This is a genomic window from Aestuariivivens sediminicola (assembly GCF_022662015.1).
Classification (GTDB): domain Bacteria; phylum Bacteroidota; class Bacteroidia; order Flavobacteriales; family Flavobacteriaceae; genus Aestuariivivens; species Aestuariivivens sediminicola.
This window is the reverse complement of sequence record NZ_JAKMCM010000006.1, coordinates 173,011-185,334: the sequence shown is the minus strand read 5'-3', so window position 1 is coordinate 185,334 and position 12,324 is coordinate 173,011. Positions and strand designations below refer to the sequence as shown.

Annotated in this window: 10 protein-coding genes; 5 read left to right on the top strand and 5 right to left on the bottom strand. The window is 41.6% G+C overall.

Annotated features, from left to right (window positions below):
• The first annotated feature begins 8 nt into the window (after window positions 1–8).
• The 5 genes from MR041_RS13635 (at window position 9) to MR041_RS13615 (ending at window position 7,919) form a co-directional block, all read left to right on the top strand.
• Window positions 9–494, top strand: coding sequence for a hypothetical protein (locus MR041_RS13635; protein WP_242094802.1), 486 nt, complete (start codon window positions 9–11; stop codon window positions 492–494).
• Between the two features lie 116 nt (window positions 495–610).
• The gene (locus MR041_RS13630; protein ID WP_242094801.1) at window positions 611–2,776 is read left to right on the top strand and encodes an endonuclease MutS2; all 2,166 of its coding nucleotides are present in this window, start codon (window positions 611–613) and stop codon (window positions 2,774–2,776) included.
• Entirely contained in the window at window positions 2,773–3,192 is a 420-nt protein-coding gene (locus MR041_RS13625) for a thiol-disulfide oxidoreductase DCC family protein (protein ID WP_242094800.1), read from the top strand. The genes MR041_RS13630 and MR041_RS13625 overlap by 4 nt, the downstream gene beginning before the upstream one ends.
• A gap of 2,276 nt (window positions 3,193–5,468) precedes the next feature.
• Window positions 5,469–7,106 carry an alkaline phosphatase D family protein gene (locus MR041_RS13620; protein ID WP_242094799.1) on the top strand — a complete coding sequence of 546 codons (1,638 nt, stop codon included), beginning with the start codon at window positions 5,469–5,471 and terminating at the stop codon, window positions 7,104–7,106.
• Window positions 7,107–7,211: 105 nt separating this feature from the next.
• A complete protein-coding gene (locus tag MR041_RS13615) occupies window positions 7,212–7,919 on the top strand; it encodes a phosphatidylethanolamine N-methyltransferase family protein (RefSeq protein WP_242094798.1) in 708 nt (235 codons plus the stop codon).
• A gap of 35 nt (window positions 7,920–7,954) precedes the next feature.
• On the opposite strand, the gene MR041_RS13610 is transcribed toward MR041_RS13615, so the two are convergent.
• The 5 genes from MR041_RS13610 to gshB are packed head-to-tail and all read right to left on the bottom strand — an operon-like array spanning window position 7,955 to window position 12,324.
• On the bottom strand, window positions 7,955–9,115 hold the full coding sequence (locus MR041_RS13610; protein ID WP_394800486.1) for a peptidase MATCAP family protein: 1,161 nt from the start codon (window positions 9,113–9,115) through the stop codon (window positions 7,955–7,957).
• A gap of 5 nt (window positions 9,116–9,120) precedes the next feature.
• Window positions 9,121–9,951, bottom strand: coding sequence for an N-formylglutamate amidohydrolase (locus MR041_RS13605; RefSeq protein ID WP_242094797.1), 831 nt, complete (start codon window positions 9,949–9,951; stop codon window positions 9,121–9,123).
• Window positions 9,952–9,953: 2 nt separating this feature from the next.
• Window positions 9,954–10,772, bottom strand: coding sequence for a sulfurtransferase (locus MR041_RS13600; protein ID WP_242094796.1), 819 nt, complete (start codon window positions 10,770–10,772; stop codon window positions 9,954–9,956).
• 3 nt (window positions 10,773–10,775) lie between these two features.
• Window positions 10,776–11,294, bottom strand: a complete 519-nt coding sequence (locus MR041_RS13595; protein WP_242094795.1) for a hypothetical protein — start codon at window positions 11,292–11,294, stop codon at window positions 10,776–10,778.
• Window positions 11,287–12,324 (bottom strand): glutathione synthase, encoded by a 1,038-nt coding sequence (gene gshB / locus MR041_RS13590; protein WP_242094794.1) that lies wholly within the window; start codon window positions 12,322–12,324, stop codon window positions 11,287–11,289. Before gshB ends, MR041_RS13595 begins: the two co-directional genes overlap by 8 nt.

Here is a 12,324-nt window from a genome sequence, read left to right as displayed (position 1 = left end):
GACCTTTAATGAAAGCAGTTCCACTTAAAGAGATCAAAAAAGAGTTAAACATGCTTTCCCAACCTGAACTTCAGGAACTGTGTCTCAGGTTATCGCGATTCAAAAAGGAAAATAAAGAACTCCTATCCTATCTTTTATTTGAATCCGCCAACGAGGAAGGCTATATCCAAAGCGTTAAGATGTATATGGACCATGAATTTGATCAGATAAACAGGGCGAGCTTTTTTTACATTCGAAAAAGTATGCGTAAAATTCTACGGAACGTTAAAAAGTATATTCGATATTCACAAAACAAAGAAACTGAAGTAGAGCTGCTACTTTATTTTTGTACGCTTCTACGAGATTTTAAGCCCAGTATACATCGAAGTCAACAGTTAATCAATATGTACCAACGCCAAATAGCCCTTGTACGAAAGATAGTAAAATCACTTCACGAAGATCTGCAGTATGATTATAATTTAAAGTTGGATGGGTTAAAACCCGTAAATTTTTAACTTTACATCGGTTGTGGATGTGCCATAAAGGTTAATCTGTTAGTGTTGGTTCAATCACTACAAAAAAACCTTATTCAAATCATCAAGAGATGTAAACACAGGCCTAAGAAAAACATATGAACGGGATTCATCAAAAGACATTACAAGATCTGGAATTTCCAACTGTGCTTGAACAGCTGAGTGACTATTGCGTCACCGGTTTAGGTCACCAGCATGCGCTTCAGATTATGCCGTATCGGTCTGAGGATGAACTGAAACTTGCTCTGGAACAGACCAATGAATACCTGTCGTCTTTTCAGAATGACAATCGCATTCCAAACCATGGATTCGAGGCCATCAGCAAAGAGCTAAAACTTTTAATGATAGAAAACACTTTTTTGGATGTTCATGGATTACAAAAAATAGCAGCCATATCCCTTACGGTCAATACCATTATCCAATTCTTACAGAAATTCAATGAATACTACCCCAAATTACATAGGTCGGCTTCGGAGATCGAAGTGACGAAAGTGCTCATTGAAAAGGTGGATGGCATTATTGATCGGTTCGGCGATGTAAAGGACAATGCATCCGTCTTACTTTACGACATCAGGAAGGCCATAAATAAAGTGAAAGGCAGGATTAATCAAAGTTTTGCAACAGCAATGCACACCTATCAGAAGTTGGATTATTTGGACGATATCCGGGAATCCGTAGTGGATAACCATCGGGTGTTGGCGGTAAAAGCGATGTACAGACGCAAGGTAAACGGTCAGGTTATGGGAAGTAGTAAAACCGGGAGCATTGTTTACATTGAACCCGAAACCACCATACAGCATTCCCGTGAGTTGAGTAACCTCGAGCATGAAGAGAAAGAGGAAATTATCAGGATTTTAAAGGAGGTTACCAATGCTATACGTCCCTATTTACCATTACTTCAGGACTATCAATCCTTCTTAATAAGCATGGATGTCATTTCGGCAAAAGCCAAATACGCGAGGTCCCTCAATGCCATACTGCCCGCTCTTTCCGAGAACCGGAGCCTCTATTTGCGCGATGCCTATCATCCCCTGCTCTATCTGAATAATTTGGAAAAGGACATTCCAACCTTTCCACAAACCATAAGGCTTAAAGACGATAGCCGAATAATTGTGATATCGGGTCCGAATGCAGGGGGCAAAAGTATCACGCTTAAGACCATAGGTTTGCTTCAGGTCATGCTGCAAAGTGGATTGCTGATTCCGGTTCATGAACGCAGTGAGGTCTGCCTGTTCGACAGAATTCTGAGTGACATCGGAGACAACCAATCCATTGAAAATCATTTAAGTACCTATAGCTATCGTTTAAAACAGATGAACTATTTCTTAAAGAAATGCAATGCCAATACCCTGTTTTTAATTGATGAGTTCGGAACAGGAAGTGATCCGGAATTGGGTGGGGCACTGGCGGAAACATTTTTAGAGGAATTCTATCATAGAAAGGCTTTTGGCATAATAACGACCCATTATTCGAATCTTAAGATCTTAGCGACGGAATTGCCGCATATGGTTAATGCGAACATGTTGTTCAACGAGCATACCTTAGAGCCTATGTTTAAACTCGCCGTGGGTCAGGCGGGAAGTTCTTTTACCTTCGAAGTTGCTCAGAAGAATGGCATCCCCTACAGTCTGATCAACCGTGCCAAAAAGAAGATAGAGCGCAGTAAGATTCGATTTGATGCTACCATCGCCAAATTGCAGAAAGAACGATCGCGATTGGAAAAGACAGGACAGTCTTTGCGTCAAAATGAGAGAAAAACGAGTGAGGAGGCGGACCGACTTGAAGAAATAAACGCCAAGATCCAAAAAAAACTGGAAAGCTATCAGGAGTTATACGACAGCAACCAGCGTCTTATTTACCTTGGACAAAAAGTAAAGGATCTGGCTGAAAAATATGTTGAAAACAAGCGTAAACGTGATTTGATGGCCGAATTGTTTAAACTGGTGCAGATAGAGAATTCAAAACGCCAAAAAATTACACCCAAACAAAAGAAATTAGTCAAAGCCAAGGAGCAGCAGGTGAAACAGGAGGTTGAAAAGAAAGTAAACCATATTCGAAAACAGAAAAAAGAGGCCAGGAAAAAGGCCATAGCTATCCCAAAGCCAAAACCCATCCTGAAAGTTGGGGATCGTGTGCGTATGGAAGATGGGCGTGCAGTTGGCAGCATCGACAAAATTGAAAAGAACAAAGCGGTTGTAAACTATGGTGTTTTTATCACCAAGGTCAGTCTGGAACAGCTGGAACTCGTGGAAACTAAAAGATGACAGTACCTATACCGAACCACAAGCAACTCATCCTTTTCGATGGGGTGTGTAACCTCTGCAATGGCGCAGTGCAATATGTCATTCGACATGATAAAAATGAGCACTTCATGTTTGCTCCTTTGCAGGGTGAGGCTGGACAAAAGCTTATCAGGCATTATGATATCGATACTTCAAAAACAGATTCCATAATATTATATACACCGGGAGAAGGCCTGGCATTTAAAAGTACGGGTGCTTTGAAAATCGCTTCACGATTAAGGTTACCTGTCAGCCTTTCGGTTGTTTTCTTTATCATACCGGTAGTCATCCGTAATTGGGTATACGATTACGTGGCCAGAAATCGGTATAAATGGTTTGGGAAACAAGCCTCTTGCATGGTTCCAACAGTAGAATTGAAAGCCAGATTCCTGGATTGAGGCGGAATCAACCCAATTGAATTGAGTGAATGACAAGCTATCGCATTATGCTTTAGTTTTTAGTCAGTAGTCTATAGATCTTAGAGCTTAGTTGGTTGAATAAGCGTATTATTAATTACGCATTTATCTGTCATTCCTGCGCCCGCCTGCCAGTCGATCAGGTAGGCAGGAATCCACAAGTAGAAATAAAAAAGAATTTTGAATTAAATAATCAGAACCCTCCGTCCCCCCGATCCCGAGTATTCGGGAGGGGCCACCTCCCTTAGTCTTAAGTGAGGAGCCGGATATATTAATATCTGAAGTAATTAAAGTCCCTAATAGCTGGCAGGCGAGTGTCAATCAATTGCAAAAGGCGTAAAAAATCCATGTTGTTTGACGACCATCGGGAGGAGTTCATGGATTTTAGCCTTTAAAATTAGAATTGACCGCCGAAGCCATAAGGACTAGACCTTTTTGGTTCTTTTTGCGGCAATGGGAAAAAGAACATTACTAAGAATTAAAATCTATCTATAATGGATTCCTGCCTTCGCAGGAATGACAGATCGTTGTCAAATATAATCTAAGTAATACCAAATGACTTCGATTGGGGATTCGGGGCAGTTTATATTGCCGAATAATTGAATTACTGCATACTTCTTAAGCAATTACAAATTCGAATTTCTTTTGTCATTCCTGCGCCCGCCTGCCAGTCGATCAGGTAGGCAGGAATCCACAAGTAGAAATAAAAAAGAATTTTGAATTAAATAATCAGAACCCTCCGTCCCCCCGATCCCTAGTATTCGGGAGGGGCCACCTCCCTTAGTCTTAAGGGAGGAGCCGGATATATTAATATCTGAAGTAATTAAAGTCCCTAATAGCTGGCAGGCGAGTGTCAATCAATTGAAAAAGGCGTAAAAATCCATATTGTTTGACGACCATCGGGAGGAATTCATGGATTTTAGCCTTTAAAATTAGAATTGACCGCCGAAGCCATAAGGACTAGACCTTTTTGGTTCTTTTTGTGGCAATGGGAAAAAGAACATTACTAAGAATTAAAATCTATCTATAATGGATTCCTGCCGTAGTTTATCCTGAGCCATAGTCGAAAGGCAGGAATGACAAGATAATTCAAATCTGTATTGCTCTTATCCAATAGTAAGAATATAAGCTCAAAAGCTTGGAGATTCAGGAGTGAAGCGACGCCAAGTTTTGAGCTTGGTTCACCGCAGGTGAAATTCCTACTATTGGTGTCCTTTTTTTGGTTCATTTTTTTGGACAAGCAAAAAAATGAACATAAAACCATATTGACCGCCGAAGCCATAAGGACTAGACTTTCCTGCCTGCCATCCGCCAGGTAGGCAGGTTTGGTTCTTTTTGTGGCAATGGGAAAAAGAACATTACTAAGAATTAAAATCTATCTATAATGGATTCCTGCCCTAGTTTATCCTGAGCCATAGTCGAAAGGCAGGAATGACAAGATAATTCAAATCTGTATTGCTCTTATCCAATAGTAAAAATATAAGCTCAAAAGCTTGGAGATTCAGGAGTGAAGCGACGCCAAGTTTTGAGCTTGGTTCACCGCAGGTGAAATTCCTACTATTGGTGTCCTTTTTTTGGTTCATTTTTTTGGACAAGCAAAAAAATGAACATAAAACCATATTGACCGCCGAAGCCATAAGGACTAGACTTTCCTGCCTGCCATCCGCCAGGTAGGCAGGTTTGGTTCTTTTTGTGGCAATGGGAAAAAGAACATTACTAAGAATTAAAATCTATCTATAATGGATTCCTGCCGTAGTTTATCCTGGGCCATAGTCGAAAGGCAGGAATGACATGAATTAACCTTTAATAAGACCTGTTTACTAAAAAAAAGAGGATCTTTATAGCACTCCTGAAGTGCACAGCTATAGCATTCTATTACACTTAATTTGGTGTATAAACCGAAAATACGTTTGGGAACACCAGTGTTTACAGGGCTTAAAAAAGATGCGGGAAAAATAAAATTCCATGCCTGTGTTTTCGCCATTTTATGCTTATGTTTTTTCCATTCCATACCCATGAAATTTTGGGCTTATAGACCAGGCATGAAACGAGGGATGGAAACCCGTGAGCACATTAAAAAATGCTTAAATTGAGATCAAATTGCTAGATTTTTATCTCAACAAAAACCCAATTAAGACATTCTTTAGTGGTATTCATTTTTAACTAAGGTGTCGTCAATTTCTATTAATTTATTTGTTTACTTTTGATATGACCGTCATACGGTTAATTCTGCAATAATCCATATGAAAACTAACATTATGAAAACTGCAACCCACCTCCTATTTACAATCCTTATGTTGTCTGTATGCAGCAGTTGTAACAGATCCGCCTCAAACAAAAGCAATGACCAATTAAAACCGCCTCACCTTGCTCCCTTTCAAGATATTGACACCATTGCGACGAATGACTGGTGGAACCGCAAACCCAACCCCATAATCGATGTTAAAGTCAATCGAGAGGAGGTCATTGCATTTGGTATATATACAGTGCACAACAACACACTGAAGCTCACAGCACAACTTTTTCCATTGTATCCCGATGAATCGAGAGCGGTTCATTTAGAAATTAAAAAAGACGACAGGTGGCAGGACATCATGACGGAGAAGGTCAATGACCTGGGTTGGTCTGCGACATTTCGTGTGGAAAATTGGAGTGCCCGGGAGGACACACCCTACAGATTGCGACATGGCAGTAATGCCACATATGAAGGTCTGATTAGAAAGGATCCGAAGGACAAAAAAGATATTGTGTTAGCCGCGCTGTCCTGTAACAGTAATAAGGATCGAGGCGACAGAGACCAATACGTTAAAAACATCAACTACCAGGATCCGGATATTGTGTTTTTTGCAGGCGATCAGTCCTATGACCACTCTGAACATACAGCGGCATGGTTAAAATTCGGGATGCAGTTTAGAGAGGTGTTTAGAAATCGCCCATGTATTACCATCCCTGATGATCATGATATTGGTCAGGGCAACCTCTGGGGAGAATACGGTAAGAAGGCATCGACACCTGCCGGAGATGATGGCGGCTATTTTTATCACCCTGAATATGTGAAGATGGTGGAGCGTTGCCAAACCAGTCATTTACCGGATCCTTTTGATCCTGCTCCAATTAAACAAGGCATAGGGGTATACTATACCAACCTTATCGTAGGTGGTGTTGATTTTGCCATTATAGAAGATAGAAAATTTAAATCGGGCCCGAAAGGCAAAATACCGCAGATCGGACCGAGGCCGGACCATATCAGGGATCCAAACTATGACCCTGCCAGTGTCGATCTGGAAGGACTTGAATTACTTGGGAAAAGGCAACTCGACTTTTTGGATACCTGGGGACAGAAGGACACGGATCATCTTAAAGTCGTTCTATCGCAAACAGGTTTCTGCGGAGGGGCTCATATACATGGTAGTATGGACAATCGACTGCATGCCGATATGGATTCTAACGGTTGGCCACAGTCCGGAAGGAACAGAGCACTGACGGCCATTAAAAAGGCTAATGCCGTTCACATTGCGGGAGATCAGCATTTGGCAACCGTCATTAAACATGGCATTGATGCTTTTGAAGATGGCCCATGGGCCTTTGTTGTCCCGGCCATCGTGAACAATTATTACAGCAGATGGTGGTGGCCGGAAGATGAAAAAGCAGGCCCCAATTCTAATGGTTTATTGCCTTGGAATGGAAGATACCTTGATGGTTTTAATAATAAAATAACCATGCATGCCTATGTCAATCCGGATAATCCATCTCAGGGAGCAGGCTATGGTCTCATACGATTTCATAAAGACGAGAAAGCGGTCACTTTCGAATGCTGGCCAAGGGATAGTGATGTCTCTGCACCGAATGCCGAACAGTTTCAAGGCTTTCCATACCGCGTTGAACTTGACGAATAGTAAGGTGTTAGGTTAGGATATGCATAGCATCCGGTAAACCTCCAAAACAATTGACATATGACTCTTCTTTAATTGAATTTATAAAAGCCATTTCATAACCCTGTCATGCCATTTCTTAATTTAAAAAAAACGTTTAATCACCAGGGCTGGCACTTTATTGCATTGCTCATATTACTTTGTTTGCTGTATTGGTATGCACAGACCCATGTCGGCATGACTTCGGGCAGCCTTTGGGGGTTGAGTACAACAGAATGGATGCTCCTAACGGTAATTATACCTGTACTCCATCAGGTCTATGTCATGCTGTGTTGGAGAATTGAACTTTACCAAAAAGGCATTTCTACAAGGTTTGGAAAACGAGGATTTACCCTTTATAAAATCGGATTTGCAATGCTTATTCTTCTTCGCCCGGTCACACTTATTTTATTGGCCGTTTCGAATCAGGGCACCATACGTATGGCCTCTTATTTAGCTTATACGATCGCGGTCATCCTACTGATTCCCTCCCTTTATCTCTTTTATTCGGTAAAGACCTATTTTGGAATCAACAGGGCGTTTGGAATAGACCATTTCTACCCGGACGAATACAAAACCATGGGATTCGTAAGAAAAGGCATTTTTAAATTCACCTCTAACGGCATGTACCTCTTCGGTTTTCTGATCCTATGGGTCCCCGGTATCCTTTTAAAATCGGAAGCGGCCATAGCAATAGCACTATTTAGCCACATCTATATATGGGTCCATTATTACTGTACCGAACGTCCGGATATGAAATCCATATATGGCAGAGAAAACAGGGGTAATACAGCCTAATCCTGCAAAGGTCCTCTAAAGGGCTAAGGTGCCTGTTATTTGAGACTCTTTAAAATAAAATCTACGGTCCTGTTGGTATTGTTATTTTCGGCATAGGCATCTGTAATATGCCTGGCAGGAACAGCAAGACCCTTGTCAATCAGGACTTCGATTACATCAAGATACTCCATGGTCACTTTACCGGTTAACAGAAGACTTAAATCCTTGCCCTCGTGATAATAGTCATACACCTTTTTCAATCCGGTTAAGTACAAATAATCTTTGGTAAACCCGCCACCCCGATGGGCACGAACCGTAATATAATAGGCATTTTCACGGTCCAGATCATACTGATTGTGCAATAACCTGAAGGTCCTGGAGAAGGAGTACCCCTTGGCCAGACTATCCACTGCAATAACGCGGTAGGCCAATTCTTTCAATCGTCGTATGGTCAGGTTATTACTCATGTATTCTGCAAAAACCGCCAAGCCTTCCTGCGTTTCCTCATAATTGGGAAAACCATGTGAAAATATTTTCAAAGGATGTAACATACCATTCATTGTTGTCACCATATGTACCCCTATCTCATGGTTGGTCAGGACGGCAATTTCGTTATCAGAAAACGTATAATTGGTATTTAAAACCAGGGTTTTAACGTTGTTCAACACCATGGCAATGGCCGAGATCTGACTGGAATGTTTTATGGCATAACTAAAGTCGTACCGTTGCGAAAAGGATCTGAAAAACGATTCGGCCTGCTGAGCCGAATATTTAGGTTTAAAAATAGGGTCCTGATCATCTTCGTCTTCAAAATGCAGAATGAATTTGGCATTTTCGACATCTGTTTCCGTGGGCGTACCAAAACAGTGCAGGCAATTATAATAGAATTTTTTTTCAGTGCCTATGGTCTCAATACATTGTATGAGGCCCGAATAGGCGTAAATGATCTCCTCATAAAGGTTTTTAATCTGTTCGTCCTCGATCAGTTCCAGGGGTTGCGTAAATAACTCCCTATGTAATCTAAACCGATCGAAATTTATTTCGGGATATTCAAAAACCGGAGGCTTTACATATTTCGATGAAAAGAATCGCTCCTTTTCCTCCTCTATATTTATGGGATTAACATAACTGAGCAGTTCAATTTGCTTAACTAAAGCATCGATAGCGTTATCGATGTCTAGGAGAATTTCTGTTGATACCTGCCGGTCCATCTTCATTTTATCTATCTTTTAAAGGTCTCGAATGTTTCAATAGCATGCTTTTCAATACGTTCCGCCAATTGCGTTTCAACGGCCTTAACCACTTCCGGATAAATGATCTGATCGTACTCATCGCAATACACTTTAGCTATTTCGGTTGCCAAAACTAAGGTATTTTTGAAATTCTGAGTAATGAATCTTAAAAAATACCCATTGCCCTGAAAGGTGTCATTAATTTTTGAGGTCGATTTTATACCTCTGGGGAACTGGACTTGAGAAAGACTTTGACGCCATTGCTCCACCACCATGCCAAACCGCTTGTTATCAATATTGCTTGTGCCTAAATTCCAGGTCGGCACTTCCCTGTCCCAACGTTTCCAGTTATAACTGTGCATATCGTAAACCGTACAGAACCCAAACCGGGATTCAACAGTCTGTATGAGGGCAAAGACCACCTTATAGAAATTGGCGTGCTTTTCGAGGCTCTTTTGAACCATCACCTCAGGGAGTGGCTCTTTCCACAACGGTTTACCCCAGGCTGTAACAAAAACGGCCTCTTCCGGAACCCTGTTCAAATCATATTCGAACCTGGAGTCGCATCCCGCAATAACTATAGGATGTGATTGAACCATCGTCCTGGTTTCAGGATCCTCTTCATACCAGCGCTCATATGCGGTATGCAGACACGAATCCCAAAGCTCCTTTCTAAACTGATGGCCATCATGTACTGCGCCACAAACATAGGGTACATAATCTGCAATTTTAATCCGAAATGAATAATCCGAAGACACCGCTTCAAAGATATGCTGCTGTCTTATTTTATAAATAATCTCGTTTACAGATAATTTTTCCATAATTATGCTTCTACTAATGTGCCCCATTCGGTCCATGAACCATCATAAACGGCACAGTTTTTATAGCCTGAAATTTCGGCTCCCAAGGCCAGGATACAGGCCGTAATACCGGAACCACAGGAAAACACAAGTTTGTCATCCTTATCAGCGATAGTATTAAACCTCTTTTCCAATGCTTCTTTATCCATTAACAGCTCCTCATCCATGAGTGCTGTATAGGGTAAGCTGACGGCATTTGGAATATGCCCGCTCCGCAATCCCTTTCGAGGTTCGGCTACCTCAGCATTAAAACGTGCCGCCGATCGGGCATCTAAAATCCTGGCGGTTCGGTCGGCAGAAATGGTTTTCATAGCATCAAAGAACACCATGGTGTCGGGTCGAAACTGCGCCTTAAAATTACCTTTTGGACCGCTGTAGGGTCTCATGGGTTCAACCGGATAACCGGCCTTTACCCAGGCCGGGAACCCTCCGTTGAGTACCGCGACTTTGGTATGGCCAAAAGCCTTAAACATCCACCACACCCTGGCACTCGAATAGATGCCTTTATCATCATATACCACAATGACACTATCGATGTTAATACCCAGGTTTCGAGCTTCTGTTTGAAATTGTGCCTCGGAAGGAAAGGCATTGGGAAAGGGATCGGATGTATTGCTGAATTTATGCTTAATGTCGAAATATCTGCTCTGTGGAAGCTGGTCCGCGATGGTACTGGACCCTTTATCAATGGTACCGTCAAGAATGATTATATTCTCGGCATTCAAATTTTCATGAAGCCAGTGAACAGAGACAACAGGATGTTTTATTTCTAAATCTGACATGGCTTATTGAAAGGCTTTGAATGTTTGAGGTATGATGATCCATCGATCATTGACATAAAAAAAAGCGGCTCTTGTTTTTTGTTCCTCACCATTATCATCAACATATTGTAGTCCATAAACCACGACATCGTCTTTTAAGTATTTCCCAAGTGTGCTGTAATCTTCAGGTAAACCATGGGTTATCGAAGCCAATAAGTCCTGCTTTGTCGCCATTAATAAGCGTACTTTATCAGTGTCATGCGGTGGTTTCATACTATGATCCGGGACCTTATCGATACCATCCCATTTCGTATTGGCATACGTCATGGCCTTATCAGCGTAATCCTTATTTAAAAAGAGCATCTCAAAATCTGCCATTGCCGGTCTTAAAGTTTTTAAAAAATTATGGTTCACATCATTCCGCAATTTTGAAATGACCTGATACCATTGTTCAACGGTGCTGTTCTGGCCATGCAATTGTAACCCTATCAAACACATCAAAACTATCATCAATGCTTTTTTAAGGGCCCTTGTGCTATGCATCTTCAACGGTTTTTCTCAATCGCGCACGCCTGTCAAAAGCCTGTAACTTATCCAAAACCTTACTTTCAAGGAAATCGATAACCTTTTCTTCAATTTTAACCTTGGGCTTATACACTTTGTTCATGTAGGTGATACCACCAGGGGACATGACATTGACCTCAACAAGCTTGCCACCAATAACATCGATACCCACAAAATAAAGACCATCATTCACCAGTTTAGGGCCTATCTGCTTGCAAAGTGCCTTTTCCGTTTTCGTTAAATTATGTTTTTGTACACTGCCCCCCGCAGAGACATTTGAGCGATGATCATCACTTCCGGGCACCCGTTTCATGGCACCAATAGGTTCCCCGTTCAGCAGTAAGATTCGAATATCCCCCTGGTCCGCCCCTTCTATATAATCCTGCAAAATAACGTAATTGGATGAGCCATCGCTATTGGTAATGTAGAAGTCTAACAAGGAATTGATGTTACTCATGGCCGATTTTTCGATTAAAATAACGCCCGAACCCCCATAACCGTTCAAAGGCTTCAAAATCATTTTATCGGCTTTGGATTCCTTGATCTGCCTAATGAGGTATCGTTTGTTTTTAGACACATGAGTCGCTGGAATTATATTGCTGTGGGCATCACCAAAGGCTGCGGTATACAGCTTGTTATTGGCCTCACGCATGCCTTCCAATGAATTGATGATAAACACATCATCCTTTACAGAGTCTAAGAAATTCAACATGATAGGATCCAGGGGTGGATTTGCCCTAAAGAAAATGGCATCGAAGCCGGCCAAAGGCAACATTTCCTCTCTTAAATCGGCTTTTTTATAGAAGGCCCTGAGGCTGGACGGTACTTTTTCCATACGATTAAGAACCGTACAAAAAGCGTTGGTAACGCTATTGCGTATGGTTAAATTGGCAGGGGTACACATGGCTAAACCATGGCCTCTCTTTGCACACTCCTTGATCAAGGCCAGTGTGGAATCGTTTTCCGGATCAATCTGATCCCAGGGATACATGATAAAACAAACGTTCAT